This window comes from Herbaspirillum sp. SJZ106 (assembly GCF_006715495.1).
Lineage (GTDB): Bacteria > Pseudomonadota > Gammaproteobacteria > Burkholderiales > Burkholderiaceae_D > Herbaspirillum.
This window is the reverse complement of sequence record NZ_VFNI01000007.1, coordinates 34,883-49,849: the sequence shown is the minus strand read 5'-3', so window position 1 is coordinate 49,849 and position 14,967 is coordinate 34,883. Positions and strand designations below refer to the sequence as shown.

Genomic DNA, 14,967 nt, shown 5'->3' with positions numbered 1-14,967 from the left:
ATCACCTGCGATAGTTGCTGGCCTATCTATGAAAATGATCGCAGGCAATACCACAACTATCGGTGGACCGGCTATTTATGCGGCACTTGGCGTACGTTATGCCGGTATCAGCACCGCGTTGCTAACCGCAGTCGGGAGAGATCTTACCGATGTCGACAATGCTATCGCCATTTCTATTGATGATGAATGTATTCCGCTGAGAACAAAGTTACCACGCTCAATGATCACCTGGAGCGGCCCAGCAATACTTGGCGCGACGGGGAAAGGCACCTTATCTGATAATCCGAGTCTTTGGCGCGCTATGCCCCCGAAGAATTACAACATGAGTGGGCATGCGCTTATCCTCGCCAATGGCGATCCCGATTGGTATCAAACTTTACTGACTGCATGTACGCCATCTTTAATTTTTATGGATGCGCACATTGAATGGCTACGAATAAGAGAAAAATCGCTCAACGCTTGTCTGCAAAAAGCACATGTTGTCACCATTACCGAAACCGAATACAAAGCGCTACCACTCTCAGTGCGATCGGGAGTGTCATTTGGTGGTAATGACAAAGCATTGATCATAAAACGCGGCTCACAAGGCGTCACCATCATAGCTGGAAATCAGCGCCGAGAACTCCCTCCGCCAAAACCTATGGTGACTCGTACCGATGTTGGTTGTGGTGACCTACTTGTTGGTTCATTAGCAGGCCATTTTTTAACTTCGTCATCTACAGAAGCACCGCAGACGCTGATTGATCGTCTAACTCAGGCCTATCTGGATTCGATCACTCCATTGACCAAACTAATCGAATCCGATAGCCCTCGTACTTTCATTGGCCACTGTATTACTCAACTTCAGTCAAGGCAAAGTGCAAATGAAGTTCAATAGTGCAGCTTGCGAACCGACACCTAGAGACGATGTGGAAAAATTATTCCCCGTCCTCTTTGTATTTTTTTCCCTCGCAAACATGATTGTGTGCTTGGGCCTCGTAATGTTTGTCCAACATTCCGTCGCCTATATGTTATGCGCACTGCTATATGCAGTCCTTATTACTGCCGAACTCCATTTTCAGATCAAATCCCCGATCTCGGTTTCTATGTTAGGACTGTATGTTGGATTAACTGCCCTCGACTATTTCACCGAACAATATGAAGGATACGCCGGGTTTATTATTTTCGCGTGGCTAAGTCTACTTAGCGGTTTATTACTTCTATGGAGAATGCCCTTCACGGCTTTCTATTCCAAGGGCAGAGGAATAAGACAACTACATTACGCCATTTCTACTCTCTGGTGTGTCGTTTACACCTCTTCATTGCTGGCGAGCACATTGTTAATGCCACATGTCTCCTTCTTGATTATCCCCTATCTCCTTTGTATTGGCTGCGGCTTACTTACGATTTTCTTTAATTTCGTTTGGTTCGGTAAAAGAAACGAACTGCAACAACATTTTGTAATGGGTGATCTATCGTTTCGTAGAGTCACTACTCATTCCGCTGATTTCAACCGATTCTGTCATTTTTATGCACAACAAACCCATCATTCGATTGATGATGGAAGTGGAAAAACAGAAAGAGAAATCGCTGACGACCTCGCTAAACATGAGCGTCAACTAGGAAAAGCCTCACATATATTCATAGCCGAACATAAAAAGAAAATTATTGGTTGCATTCGTTGCATCGTAGATAGGAGAAAGTCCTCTTTTTCAATGGAAAAAGATATGCAAGTCTCTTTTGATCCTTTACGTCGTATTGGAAAAATACTTTATGTAGGGCGATTAGCTGTTGATCCTATTTATCGAGACCGACCAGATGTATTAAACGGATTATTTAAATGCTTCGCCGAACTAGCTCTCAGCAAAGACATATCGTTTGTTGTTGCCGAGAGCTTCGCGTCCCGGTTGCCAACTTACCTCAAATTAGGTTTCGAAATACTGTTTGAGCGTTCCAAGAAACACCATGCCTATATGTCAGAAAATCATATTTGCCACCCCGTCTTCCTTAATTTTTCTAGACTTATTGTTTATCGAAATGAATCCAATTTGGATAAATATCAATTTTCTGAATTTATTAATAAATATCTTGCGGAGCGCTGGTATAAGCGCATCGCTTTATGGTGGTTGTTCAAACCATCATCTCATTGGCCTTGGCGTTTCAGTTTGCAACAAATTCAGACAATGCTTTAACTCAATCACTCATCACTGAACAATATGAATATTTATCAATATCCCGTCAAAGTGGCGATGATCTTGATTACTACACTCACTCCCATCACCTGCACGACGGCACAAGAGATCCCCAATGGAGTCACCGATAGACATAAACTCGACACCATCCTACACAATGCCAAATCACACTTATTGACGCATGAAAATGACGTAGAGTGGTTAAAGACTGCAGGCATCGCAAGCCATCAACTTGCCAGTATGAAGGTCGCTGGGGCTAGCGATAATGCAGTAGGTTATCTGAAAAAAGCCACCGAACTAGAGCCAGACAATGCTGAGATGCTGGCCTATCTGGGTAGTGCCTATGCCATGGCAGGTCGCGATAGCAGCTTTGTCGTCAATAAGGTCAGCAATGTAAATAAAGGGCTGGCGGCACTTGATAAAGCGGTCAAGAAAGATCCGAGCAACTTAACCGTGCGCTTTATCCGCGGCAGTGTTTCCTACAACCTGCCCGCCATGTTTTCGCGCAAAACTACGGCCGAGAACGATTATCTCTTCTTCACCAACGAAGCCGAATCAGGAGCACAGGTCGATCCCAACAGGCTGGCCGAGGCCTATTACAAACTGGGGAAAATAGCAGAAGAACAGAAACGGAAGAGCGCGGCCGAGACTTTCTATACACAAGCGAAAAAGGCCTCGCCACAGTCGGATTGGGCGCAGCAAGCAGACAAAGCGATGAAATGATCAAGCTCACGGATGTCTCACATCGCTATCACATTGGCGACCAGGTGACCCATGCGCTACACCATCTGGAGTTCAGTGCCGAACCAGGAGAAATTATTTCCATTACCGGCCCTTCCGGCAGCGGCAAATCGACACTGTTGAGCATCATGGGTTGCCTGCTTAAGCCGAGCGATGGCACTGTCAGTGTAATGGGCAATAACCTGGATACGCTTGACGACGCGGAGAAAGCTGCCTTGCGGCGCAATCATTTAGGTTTCATTTTCCAATCCTTCAATCTGATTCCGGTACTTAATGCCATGGAGAACGTAGAGTATCCCTTGATCTTGTGCGGTATCGATAGCAGAGAAAGAAAGCAGCGTGCCGAACGGATGTTGGCAACTGTGGGATTGCAGCAGCAAATGAAAAAACGCCCGAATCAACTCTCTGGCGGCCAAAAACAACGCGTTGCCATTGCCCGTGCGCTAATAGCCGAGCCCGATTTCGTCTTGGCGGATGAACCCACGGCCAATCTTGACAGTCATACTGCAGCCGACCTCCTGGCATTAATGTCGGATCTGAATAAAGAGCTGAATACAGCATTCATTTTTTCCACCCACGATCCCAAGGTTCAGCTTTTTCCCATCGGCAGCTTCATCTTGAAGATGGAACGCTGATCCGATGAATACCTTCCAGCTCGCGTTCAGAAATATTTTCCGCAATAAACGACGCACCGCCCTCACCTTTATGTCCATCATTGCGGCCTCCGCCGCGATCATTGTTTTCGGTGGTTTCATTGCCTTCTCTTTCGAAGGTTTGAGAGAAACCACCATTCGCACTCAGCTCGGGCATCTACAGATTGCCAAGAAAGGCTATTTCGATCAAGGCGCAGGCCTGTCCGAAAGCTTTCTCATTGCCGACCCAGCTCATATTGAGCGCGACATCAGACAATCACCGCTAATCAACACCACCACTTGGCGCCTGACCGGCTCTGGCTTGATCAGCTCCGGCGAAACTTCGCTCTCTGCACGTCTGGTAGGCATCATCCCCGAGCGGGAAGAGGATTTCTCGGCATTCGAAACGATCATCGCCGGTACGCACTTGGATAGCGATACACCAGAAGGCTGCGTCATCGGCACAGGGCTGGCGAAGGGATTGAACGCAACGGAAAAAACGACCTTGACCATTCTCGCCACTACCCTGAGCGGGATGATCAATGCCCTAGATTGCACCGTGGTTGGCATCGTCAGAACCGCGTCGAAAGACTATGACAACGTGTACGTGAAAGTACCATTGCCACTGCTACAACGCCTTTTCGACACGACCAAGGTAGAGAAAATTTTGGTGCTTGCCAACGACACAGATCAGATGCCATCCGTTGAAAAACTGGTGGCACAGAGCATTGCTGGCGATCCGACTCTTGAATACAAGTCCTGGTTCGAATTGGCCGAATTTTATCGTGGTGTAGTTAACCTCTATACCAGTATCTTTAAACTTGCTTCCATCGTATTGGGGATAGTGATATTTCTGAGCATCGCCAATACCATGAGCATGTCCGCCTTTGAACGTTTCAATGAAATCGGTGCACTGCGCGCCATCGGCCAGACACGGACAGGCATTGTCAACATGTTTGTCTGCGAAGGTGCGCTGATCGGCCTTATTGGCAGCTTGCTAGGCCTGTCGGCGGGCGCGCTTCTGGCATGGGGCATCAACCTGACTGGCGGCATCGCGGTACCTGCTCCACCAGGCATGTCCACGGGTTATACCGCGTTCATCAAGCTGAACTCATTCGCCTTCCTGTACGCCTTTTTCACGGCACTTCTGGCGTCTATGCTGTCATCGTTCTATCCGGCCTGGTTGGCATCGCGTATCGACATTATCCGAGCACTACACCACACATGAATGTCATCAAATTTATCTTGTCTGCTGCGGCACTACTTGCCACGATACCGCTGATTGTGCTTGCGCAAGAAATCGATACGGTAGATGCAGCATCCATTCTGGAAAAGGTTGATGCCATTCGTTCTCCTTCGGAGAATTTCGTCTTCACCGTAAAGGTGAATTCCCTGACATCCACCTTGGAGGGCGAAAGCGAATTCGAAGTATCAGTACACAATCGCACTAAAAGCTTGGTTCTGTACCGCCAACCCATCAGGCAACGTGGCCGGGCGCTGCTTCTGGATGGCCCTAACATGTGGATCTACATTCCTGGCACCAATCGCCCGGTTCGCATCTCACCGCAACAGCAACTCACTGGTGCGGTATCGAATGCCGATGTTGCTCGGGTCGTCTTCAGTCTCGACTATTGTGTAGAGCTCGTTGAAAAACAGCACATAGATGACCTGCCTGCGTTAAGACTTGAACTGCGCGCACGGCAAAACAGCGTCCCCTATCAGTATGTGCAGCTATGGATCACACAGAAGGATCTACGTCCCTTGAAGGCGGATTTCTTTTCGTTGTCCAAAAAACTGATCCGTACCATTCGCTATGAGGGGTATCGAAACGTACTCGGGCAACAACGTCCCACCATTCTCAAAATTGTCGATGCCATCAATCCAACCGTGAAGGCAACGCTGACCTATTCCAACTTCAAAATCCAAGATACGCCGCCCGAGCATTACCAGCCGTCCTATTTAGGGAGGCTAGCAAATTAGAAAATACACGCCTCGCTGGGCGTTTTCCTTACTCTGTCTGTATGCAAACATCGCTCTGGCCACTGACTTGATCGCAACCACCGATGCATCTCCGCTTGAGAGTTCCGGTTATCTCAGTCTGCGCCAGTTACATAGCACAGGCAACGACAACGAGCGTGCCGATCGGCTGTCAGTACTCGGATTGATCAAGTCACGTATGAAACTTGAGCGCGATCTGCTGACGCTTCAATTACGTCCTCTGCAGGCGTGGCAAATCAATTCCGACGTTAGCGAGACGAACATCCATGTGGATGAGCTTTTTTGGGAACATCAATTTTCGCCGGTTTCGTTTGTCTTTCTGGGTAAGCGAAAAATTGTCAACGGTGTAGCCACTGGCAGAAATCCATCCGATTTCTTTAACCAAGGTAAAACCGAAGACCGCACATTGGCCGACCAAGATCGCCGGGCCGAAAAAGAAGGAGATGAAATGGCAGGATGGTCCTATTTCGGCTCATCCTATAGCCTACAGTCGCTCTTGGCCACACCGTTCAGGAACAGCCAGCGCATACGCGCAATGCTGCAGTTAAACAGTAATTGGAATGCACTCGCCACGGATGTTTCATTGATCGCCTATTACGCTGATCGTCCCGCACTGGGCGTGAACCTTTCCGCGGTATTAGGAGAGAAAACCATCGTCTACGCCGAGGCTGCCATGCGTAAAGGACGTGACCGCCAGTCTCTCGTACTATCCGCCAACGGTACCGTAACTGGCACCATGGATGATTCCAAGCGCTGGATTGCCGATATTGTCATCGGCAGACAATACACCACCGACCGAGGAATCACGTTGACAACTGAATATTGGCGCAACGATAACGGCTTTTCCAATCAAGAATATGCGGGTATTACTCATACCTTGACATCTGACACGGGAAACCCGCGTTTGGCAGGAAGTTTGTTAAGTACACCTGGGTTACGAAGAAATTCTGTATTTATCCGTATCGGTGACATTCCCTTGCTTGAGGCACAAAAAGGCGAGATCACGTGGATTCGGAATCTGGATGACGCCAGCAACTACATCCGGTGTGCTATCAGTTGGGATATCAACCAGATCGATAGCTTGCGGCTTGGGTTTGATAAGTTATCCGGTGCTCGATTGAGCGAATATGGCGCGAGTAAGATCAATAACCGGTTTTTTTTGATCTACAAAAGAAATTACTAAAAAAAGAAGTGTTCCGGCAGAAAACCATCCGCCGGCCCCCAAACCAATCTTGAACAGATCCTTACAGCGGAATCTGCGGCGGCACGTCTTCCGGCTTCACGCCGGAGAACTTCTGCAGGTTGCCCAGCACGGTCGGCTTGATCTTGCCGGCATTGCGTTCGGCCACGATCCACTTGTTGATGGCCTCGACCCAGGCCTTGTCGTCTTCCTTGGGCACGCCGATGTTGGTGGAAGTGGCTTCCAGCGGCAGCGGCACGTACATCTTGCCCAGCGACGGGTTCTTCTTGAGGATGTTGAGCGACAACAGCCACACCAGCACCTGCGCATCGACGCGGCCGGTCTGCAGCGCCAGGGTGGCGTCGTCGGCCTTTTCCAGGCGCACGATGGTGGCGTTGGGGCACACGCGCGAGATCATCTGGTCGTGCGAGGAACCGATGTCCACGGCGATCTTCACTTCCGGCTTGTTCAGGTCGGCCCAGGTCTTGTATTCCTTCTTGGAGACGATGGTGAAGGCGTTCAGGAACAGCGGCTCGGAAAAGCCGATCACTTCACGCCGCGCCGGGGTCGGGTTCATGCCGAAGAAGATGTCGATCTTGCGCGTCTGCAGGTCCAGCACCGAGTTGCCCCAGGTGGTTTCGGTGATGTCCAGCTTGACGTTCAGGCTGGCCGCCAGGCTCTTGGCGAAGTCGATCATGAAACCGCCCCATTCGCCGCTGGCCAGGTCCTTGTTGTAGTACGGCGCCGCGCCGCGCACCGCACCGATGCGCAGGGTCTTGGTGCGCTGGATGCGCGCGAAGGTGGCTTCGGTGGAAGCCGGCGCGGCGGCTTGCGCGAAGGCATTGGGCAGGTACGACGCGGCGGCGAGGCCGGCGACGTTGGCGATGAAACTGCGGCGGTTGGTCATGGATTCTCCCTGTTTGGCGGATGGCGGCGACTGTGCGCGTCAAAAATATGTCCGGCAAGCAGCCGGACAGCGCCGTCGATTTTAGCCCAGGCGCAGGCGGGTGCGTGGGCAATTGCCGGATGAAATTTGTTGTTGCGTCATCCTTCGGAGATCCGCCGGCGCCGCCCTCCCAACCAATGGGAAAGCAGGAACAATCCACATCCGGCAGATCGTCGTCCGGACCAAAGCCGGGGCCCCGGCCTTGGCCGCGACGATGTCGGATAATTCGACGTTTTGCATCTTCTTACAGAACAAAACGTCTTAAAAACCACCATTTCAACATCAATCTTCATCTTTTTATCGTATGAACCCTTGCCTAGAATGCGCTACAGGGAACATCGAAAAAAGGAACCGCCATGAAGATCGTATTGCTCGGCGCCGGCCACATCGGCCTGGCCATCGCACGCCGCCTGCACGGCTGCGGCGACTATGAGGTGCTGGCCGCCGACCGCGACGCGGCGGCGCTGGCGCCGCTGGCGCAACTGGGCGTCGTCACAGAATGCGCCGACTTCAGCGATGCCGCCGGCCTGCAGGCCCTGCTGGCGCGCGGCGACGCCGTCATCAACGCCCTGCCCTGGCACATGGCCGTCACCGTGGCCGAGGCCGCGCGCGCGGCCGGCGTGCATTACTTCGACCTGACCGAGGATGTGCAGGCCACGCGCCGCATCATGCAGCTGGCGCAGGACGCCAATACCGCCTTCATGCCGCAATGCGGGCTGGCGCCGGGCTTCATCGGCATCGCCGCGCACCATCTGGCGCAGGCGTTCGACGACATCGACGAAATCAAGATGCGGGTCGGCGCGCTGCCGGAGTTCCCCACCAACGAGATCAAGTACAACCTGACCTGGAGCGTGGACGGGCTGGTCAACGAGTACTGCCACCCGTGCGAGGCGATCCGCGACGGCCGCCTGCAGGAAGTGCAGCCGCTGGAAGGCCTGGAACACTTCTCGCTGGACGGCGTCGAGTACGAGGCCTTCAACACCTCGGGCGGCCTGGGCACGCTGTGCGCGACGCTGGCCGGGCGCGCCGCCAACCTCGACTACAAGTCGGTGCGCTACCCCGGCCACCGCGACCTGCTGCGCTTCCTGCTGGAAGGGCTGCGTCTGAAGGAGCGGCCGGCGTTGTTGAAAGACATATTGCGCAATGCCGTGCCGGCCACCATGCAGGATGTGGTGCTGGTGTTCGTCACCGTCAGCGGCCACCGCAACGGCCAATACCTGCAGCGCGTGTTCAGCCGCAAGGTATTCGCGCGCGAAGCCGATGGCATACATGAGAGCGCGATCCAGATCACCACCGCCGCCGGCGTGTGTGCCGCGCTCGACCTGTTCGCCGCCGGCCGGCTGCCGCAGCGCGGCTTCATCCGCCAGGAGCAGATCGCCTTGCCGGACCTGCTGGACAACCGCTTCGGCCGCGCTTATGCCGGCCAGGATACGGGCGAAGCGGCGCCTGAACATCCGGCGCGACGGAGTTACACTGCCCCTATCGCATCCCAGGGAGAACCGCATGACCACCCCAGCCGCCGACCGCTTGCAGCATGATTCCGCCATGGATGTCGCCATCGCCGATGCGCAGCTCATCGGCCTGTTGCACACGCAACGCGCCTCGCAGCAGATCGATTTCCTGCTGCGCGCGCTGCATGTGCCGGCCTGTACCGTCAAGCCCGCGCGCGCGGAAGTGAGCCGGCTGGAACTGGCGCAGGCGCTCAACATGCTGCTGTTCGAAAAGCTGCTGCAGGAAGTGCCGGACGCCGCCGCCTACGTCGCCGACGCCATGGCCGCAGGCGAGCGTATGCACTTCGACCACGGCGCGCTGCGCACGGTGCAGGGCGCCAACACCGGCCTGCTGCCGCCGGGCGAAACCGCCATCACCCGCATCCTGCGTCCGCTGGGCTATGTGCAGAACGGCCTCTACCCGCTGGAACGCATCGGCATGACCGGCCGCACCTACGGCCACGCCGATGCGCCCGAAGAAATCGCCCAGTTCTTCGTCAGCGAATTGCATGCGGAGCGATTTTCGCCGGAGTTCCAGGCCATTGTCAGCCGCGTCATCGGCACCTCGCGCGACCCGCTCGGCGACGATACCAAGGCCTTGCTGGCGCAGCTGGAAGCCGACGGCGAACTGCCGTTGGCGGCCGCGCAGGCCTTGCTGCCGGTGCTGCTGTCATGCTTCGAACGCCAGCACGAACTGCCCAGCCTGGCCGAGTATGAAAGGCTGCGCACGGAGTCCGCCGAGATGGCCTGGATCGCCACCGAGGGCAATGTCTTCAACCACGCCACCGACCGCGTGCCGGACGTGGAAGCGGTGGCCGAACGGCAACGCGCGCTGGGGCGGCCGATGAAAGACAAGATCGAAGTCTCGCGCAACGGCCGCGTGCGCCAGACCGCCTATCGCGCCTGCACCGTACTGCGCCCGATGCGCGATAAGCATGGCGCGGTGGTGCAGAAAGCGGTGCCGGGTTCTTTCTACGAATTCATCTCGCGCGACCGTTACATCGACGAACAGGGCGTGCAACGCCTGGACCTCAGCTTCGACAGCGGCAATGCGCAAGGCATCTTCAAGATGACCGCCAGCGGCGGCATGTAACAACGACCGGGAAACCATCATGACCAGCGCCGACATCCTCAACGCCTGCGACCTCGACGCCGCTGCGCTCGATCATGCAGACTGCACGCTCGCCGTCCATTCCCCCTGCGACGGCAGCCTGCTGGCGCGGCTGCGCGAACACAACGACGACGATGCGCAACGCACTATCGGGCAAGCCCATGCCGCCTTTTTGCAATGGCGGCAGACGCCGGCGCCGCTGCGCGGCGAGCTGGTGCGCCTGCTGGGCGAGGTCTTGCGCGAGCGGCGTACCGCGCTGGGCGCGCTGGTGACGCTGGAAGCCGGCAAGATCAAGTCCGAAGGCATCGGCGAGGTGCAGGAGATGATCGACATCTGCGACTTCGCCACCGGCCTGTCGCGCCAGCTGCACGGCCTGACCATCGCCAGCGAACGCGCCGGCCACCGCATGATGGAAACCTGGCACCCGCTGGGCGTATGCGGCGTGATTACCGCGTTCAATTTTCCGGTCGCGGTGTGGGCGTGGAATGCGGCATTGGCGTTGGTATGCGGCGACAGCGTGGTCTGGAAGCCGTCGGAGAAAACGCCGCTGACAGCCCTGGCCGTGATGCGCGCTTTCGATGAAGCCGCGGCGCGCTTCGAACGCGGCCACCCCGGATTATTGCCGCCAGGACTGTGCGGCCTGCTGCTGGGCGGCGCGGCGTTAGGCGAAGCGCTGTCGCAATCGCCGCAAGTGGCGCTGGTGAGTGCCACCGGCAGCGTCGCCATGGGGCGCAAGGTGGCCGTCGCCGTGGCGCAGCGCCTGGGCCGCAGCCTGCTGGAGCTGGGCGGCAACAACGCCATGGTCGTCACGCCCAGCGCCGACCTCGAACTGGCGCTGCGCGCCATCGTCTTTTCCGCGGTGGGCACCGCCGGGCAGCGCTGCACCACATTGCGCCGCCTGATCGTCCACCGCAGCATCGCCGACCGCCTGCATCAGCGCCTGTCCCAGGTCTATGCGCGCCTGGCCGTCGGCGACCCGCGCCAGGAAGGCACCCTGGTCGGCCCGTTGATCGACCGCCGCGCCTATGAAGCGATGCAAGACGCGCTGCGCAACGCGCAGGCGCAAGGCGGCACGGTCACTGGTGGTGAACGCGTGCCGGTCGGCACGGCGCAGGCGGCGTCTTCCAGTTGGTATGTGCAACCGGCGCTGGTGCTCATGCCGCACCAGAGCGAGGTCATGCATGCCGAGACCTTCGCGCCCATCCTCTACCTGGTCGAGTACGACGGCATCGAAGAAGCCATCGGTTTGAACAACGCGGTACCGCAGGGATTGTCTTCCGCCATCTTCAGCAATGACGTGCGCGAGACGGAGCTGTTCATGTCGGCGCTGGGCAGCGACTGCGGGCTGGCCAACGTCAACATCGGCACCAGCGGCGCCGAAATCGGCGGCGCCTTCGGAGGCGAGAAGGAAACCGGCGGCGGCCGCGAGTCGGGTTCGGACGCATGGAAGAACTACATGCGGCGCGCCACCAACACCATCAACTACAGCGGCGCCTTGCCGCTGGCGCAAGGGGTGAAGTTCGATATCGGGTGAGGCCGGCGCGGCGGCGGCAGTGCAGCGGTACGACTGCATCCTTGCAACATCCCGGCGCTTTTTTAACAGCAACGCCATCCGCGTAAATCCGGGTAAGAAGCCCCCTGCCCCGACCCGCCCACGCTTACGCTGTGATTCCTGCGTCTCGTTCTCTGCGGCAACAATGCTGCGGCGCTACGCATAGCAAGAGGGGGAATCTCATGCGCACACCACATCCATCCCGGCGCCGCCGCGCCAGCGGCTGGCTGGCTGCCTGCATCGGCGCCGGCACGCTGGCCGGCTGTGCCAATTTCAGCGAAGTGCAATCCGAGCAACGCGACATGTTCATGGTCACCGCCACCGGCGTGAGCTACACCATGTCGATACCCGCGCTGACCGCCGCCGCCAAGGAAAAAGCCCATGACTTCTGCGGCAAGCAGCAGATGAATGCCGACCTGCGGCAACTGGTGCGCGGCTGGCGGCCGATGCAGGTCGACCTGTATTTCCGCTGCCAGCCCAAAGGCCTCAGCCTGCAGGCGCTGCTCGATTGAGCTGATAGTCGGCCGCGGCCGCGCGCTCAGGCCGGAAAGTCGCGCTCGCGCTGCACGCTGCCATCGGCGGCAAAGCCGTCGGCCAGCCTGAATTGCGCCACGCCCAGCGTGGCGACCGCATCGGCGGCATCGGCCAGTTGCTCATGCGGGTCGCCTTCCAGCACCCGCGCCGCTTGCGCCAGCACTTGCCCGGCCGCGCGCAGTTGCACCTGCAATACGCTCTCGCCGTCTTCATCGGCCAGCGCGAAGATCGCGGTGGCATCGGCGGCGGCCGCGCCTGACTGCGCCAGGCCGTGCTCCAGCTCCGACATCATCTGCAGCGTGCCGTATTCGGCATTGCCGGTCTGCTTGGCGCCGTGGAACAGGTCCTGGTACATGAAGTGCAGCTGGCAGCGCGCCTCGTCGCCGGATTTGCCGGTCAGGCAGTGCTGCATCAGCGGCGTGTGCTTGTCGGCCCAGGTGCGAAAGCGTTCGGCGCGCCGTTCGAAGTAAGCGTCGGCGGCGGCCTCGTCCTGCGGCACCGCGTAGAAGGGATCGTCCAGGTCCTTCAGGGCAAAGCCCAGCAAAAAGCGCAGCTCCAGCGCCTCATCGTCGGCCGCAAAATCATTGGCCGGCCAGCCGCGCATGCTGCGCTCGATGGCCGGCACGCTCATCACCTTCTTGTCGGTCAGCGAGGCGAACGCGTCGCGGTTCATGGCATCGACATCGCTGTAGGTCAGCGCGCCGATCTCGTCCGGGTGGTACAGGTGATGCACCAGCACCACGCGGGCTTGCGGGCTCTCCAGTCCGGCTTCCTGCAAGCTGGCGCGCAGCGTGTCGAAGGCATCGCCATCGGTAAACACGCGTCCGGCCTGCAAGCCGCCCTGGGTACGCGCCAGGAACGGGATCAGGAAGGCGTTGATTTCCATTTCCTTCTCGCCGCGGCGCATGAACACGATATCGGCGGTCTCTTCCGCCACCGCGCGCAGCAAGGCATGGCCGCGGCTGTCTTCAAAGCGCAGGTGCTCCAGCGCTTCATACAAGGTTTCGTCATCGCGCTGGCGCAGGCACTTGCGGATCATGCGCTCCAGTTCGTCCTGGCCCACGCGGCGTCCGGCCGCATCCGGCTCGCCAACGGCCACGGCGGCGGCCAGCGCGGCCAGTTGCAAGACCTGCTCCTCGCCCTCGTCCAGCACCTGCGATGCGGCATGGGCATTATGCTGGCGACGGCGCGAGGCATCGGTGGCGACGTGGGTCTTGGCCTTGGGCTTGTCCCTGGCCGGGCCTTGCGGCTTGGCGGCCGCCTTGCCGTTGGGTTTAACTTGCTGCTTGCCTTGCGGGCGGTTCGGTTTGTTCATGGTTTTTCCTGAAATTCAGTCTGGGCGCCGCCCGGCAAGGTCGCCAGCAGCATGCCGGCCAACGCCACGGCGAAGGCCGCGCCCTGCAACGCGCTCAGGCTCTCGCCCAATGCCGCCACGCCCACCAGCGCGGCACTGACCGGCAGCATCACGGTGAACACGCCTGCGCGCCCGGCCGGCACCACCTTCAGGCCGGTCATCCACAGCCATACCGTCCACACGCTGGCGGCCAGCGCGTAGAACACCAGCAGCAGCCAGATATTGGCCGATACGGCGCCAAAATCGAAACGCAACGCAGTATAGAGCCCCATGGGCGTCATCAGCAGCAGGCCCCACAGGTTGATGATGGCGCTGATGCGCTTGGGCGTGAGCACCGCGGTCAGCTTCTTGCCGATCACCGCATACGAGGCTTCGCACAGCACCGCGCCGAACACCAGCAGGTTGCCCAGCCAGGCATATTGGCCGTGAGCCTCGCCGGCGCCGTGGCTGCTCTTGGCGAACGACAGCATGCCGATGCCCAGCGCCCCGCAGGCCACCGCTCCCCACACGCGCGGCGTGATCTTCTCTTTCAGGAAGATCCAGCTCATCAGCGCCACCGCGGCGGGAATGGCCGACATGATCACCCCGGCCGACACCGCGCTGGTCATCGACACGCCGGTGATCATGCAGATCGTGAACAGGAAATTGCCGAGGAAGGACTCCAGGAACACCAGCCGGCGCGACTGTGGCGACAACGGCTTTTCATCCGCGGGCTTCTTCATCCAGCGCAGCATGGCGACGGCGCCGATGCCGAAACGCAGCCATGCGAGCAAAAAGATCGGCAGCGCCGCCGCCAGCGGTTTGGTCAGCGCGACATAGGCGCCGACCATCGACATACTCAGCATCAGGCAGCCGTAGCCCATGGCCCGGCTCGGGGTATAGCTCATGTTGTTCGTTGTGGTTGGCGGCGAGGCTTAGAACGTCTGCACACCCTTATGCCTGCCAGTGGATCGGCCTTGCATTTTAACCGCAGACGAATTTATTTCCGGTCGGAACCGCTGGCATTGCTCCTCCATGCGACGGTGATCAGATGAAGCGAAGCCCGGCTGCCAGGAAATATCCGATTTCTTCTACATACATAGGAATCGTTCTCAATAAGAATGGCGGCTCCGGTTTGCGCGAATCCAGTCACGAGCATGCATTCGCCTCGGCTGTCGCACGTTTCCAAGCATTCTCCTGTGCGAGGCCGTTTCCCGTTTATTCCCGCCGCATCAACCGGCCAGGGAAGCGATGGAAGAAACCAGCCGGCGCAAGCGGC

The 14,967-nt window shown here is 57.7% G+C and carries 14 protein-coding genes; 11 read left to right on the top strand and 3 right to left on the bottom strand.

Translation table 11 applies throughout. The annotated features are described in order from the left end of the window. Positions 1 to 28: 28 nt before the first annotated feature. The 7 genes from FB598_RS18710 (at position 29) to FB598_RS18680 (ending at position 6,725) form a co-directional block, all read left to right on the top strand. A complete protein-coding gene (locus FB598_RS18710) occupies positions 29 to 877 on the top strand; it encodes a carbohydrate kinase family protein (RefSeq protein ID WP_141917577.1) in 849 nt (282 codons plus the stop codon). Continuing rightward, positions 864 to 2,171, top strand: coding sequence for a GNAT family N-acetyltransferase (locus tag FB598_RS18705; RefSeq protein WP_141917575.1), 1,308 nt, complete (start codon positions 864 to 866; stop codon positions 2,169 to 2,171). The genes FB598_RS18710 and FB598_RS18705 overlap by 14 nt, the downstream gene beginning before the upstream one ends. Before the next feature lie 24 nt (positions 2,172 to 2,195). Next, the gene (locus tag FB598_RS18700) at positions 2,196 to 2,894 is read left to right on the top strand and encodes a tetratricopeptide repeat protein (RefSeq protein WP_141917572.1); all 699 of its coding nucleotides are present in this window, start codon (positions 2,196 to 2,198) and stop codon (positions 2,892 to 2,894) included. Next, positions 2,891 to 3,547 carry an ABC transporter ATP-binding protein gene (locus tag FB598_RS18695; RefSeq protein ID WP_221292531.1) on the top strand — a complete coding sequence of 219 codons (657 nt, stop codon included), beginning with the start codon at positions 2,891 to 2,893 and terminating at the stop codon, positions 3,545 to 3,547. The genes FB598_RS18700 and FB598_RS18695 overlap by 4 nt, the downstream gene beginning before the upstream one ends. A 4-nt stretch (positions 3,548 to 3,551) precedes the next feature. Beyond that, on the top strand, positions 3,552 to 4,772 hold the full coding sequence (locus FB598_RS18690) for an ABC transporter permease (RefSeq protein ID WP_141917569.1): 1,221 nt from the start codon (positions 3,552 to 3,554) through the stop codon (positions 4,770 to 4,772). Next, positions 4,769 to 5,524 (top strand): outer membrane lipoprotein-sorting protein, encoded by a 756-nt coding sequence (locus tag FB598_RS18685; RefSeq protein WP_141917567.1) that lies wholly within the window; start codon positions 4,769 to 4,771, stop codon positions 5,522 to 5,524. Before FB598_RS18690 ends, FB598_RS18685 begins: the two co-directional genes overlap by 4 nt. A 67-nt stretch (positions 5,525 to 5,591) precedes the next feature. Continuing rightward, the gene (locus FB598_RS18680; RefSeq protein WP_141917565.1) at positions 5,592 to 6,725 is read left to right on the top strand and encodes a hypothetical protein; all 1,134 of its coding nucleotides are present in this window, start codon (positions 5,592 to 5,594) and stop codon (positions 6,723 to 6,725) included. A gap of 61 nt (positions 6,726 to 6,786) precedes the next feature. Here the strand turns inward: FB598_RS18680 and FB598_RS18675 are convergent, their stop codons facing one another. Then, a complete protein-coding gene (locus FB598_RS18675) occupies positions 6,787 to 7,629 on the bottom strand; it encodes a transporter substrate-binding domain-containing protein (RefSeq protein WP_141917563.1) in 843 nt (280 codons plus the stop codon). Between the two features lie 395 nt (positions 7,630 to 8,024). On the opposite strand from FB598_RS18675, the gene FB598_RS18670 reads away from it, so the two are divergent. From FB598_RS18670 to FB598_RS18655, 4 genes are all read left to right on the top strand, one after another. Continuing rightward, on the top strand, positions 8,025 to 9,206 hold the full coding sequence (locus FB598_RS18670) for a saccharopine dehydrogenase C-terminal domain-containing protein (RefSeq protein ID WP_141917561.1): 1,182 nt from the start codon (positions 8,025 to 8,027) through the stop codon (positions 9,204 to 9,206). Positions 9,207 to 9,213: 7 nt separating this feature from the next. Next, entirely contained in the window at positions 9,214 to 10,251 is a 1,038-nt protein-coding gene (locus FB598_RS18665; protein ID WP_183405899.1) for a DUF1338 domain-containing protein, read from the top strand. A 19-nt stretch (positions 10,252 to 10,270) separates the two neighbouring features. Next, positions 10,271 to 11,803, top strand: a complete 1,533-nt coding sequence (locus tag FB598_RS18660) for an aldehyde dehydrogenase family protein (RefSeq protein WP_141917557.1) — start codon at positions 10,271 to 10,273, stop codon at positions 11,801 to 11,803. A 200-nt stretch (positions 11,804 to 12,003) separates the two neighbouring features. Further along, complete coding sequence (locus tag FB598_RS18655; RefSeq protein ID WP_141917554.1) at positions 12,004 to 12,333, top strand: hypothetical protein; 330 nt, start codon at positions 12,004 to 12,006, stop codon at positions 12,331 to 12,333. A 26-nt stretch (positions 12,334 to 12,359) separates the two neighbouring features. On the opposite strand, the gene FB598_RS18650 is transcribed toward FB598_RS18655, so the two are convergent. Continuing rightward, positions 12,360 to 13,670 (bottom strand): DUF2863 family protein, encoded by a 1,311-nt coding sequence (locus tag FB598_RS18650; RefSeq protein WP_141917552.1) that lies wholly within the window; start codon positions 13,668 to 13,670, stop codon positions 12,360 to 12,362. After that, positions 13,667 to 14,596 carry a DMT family transporter gene (locus FB598_RS18645; protein ID WP_141917549.1) on the bottom strand — a complete coding sequence of 310 codons (930 nt, stop codon included), beginning with the start codon at positions 14,594 to 14,596 and terminating at the stop codon, positions 13,667 to 13,669. The genes FB598_RS18650 and FB598_RS18645 overlap by 4 nt, the downstream gene beginning before the upstream one ends. Positions 14,597 to 14,967 lie beyond the last annotated feature (371 nt).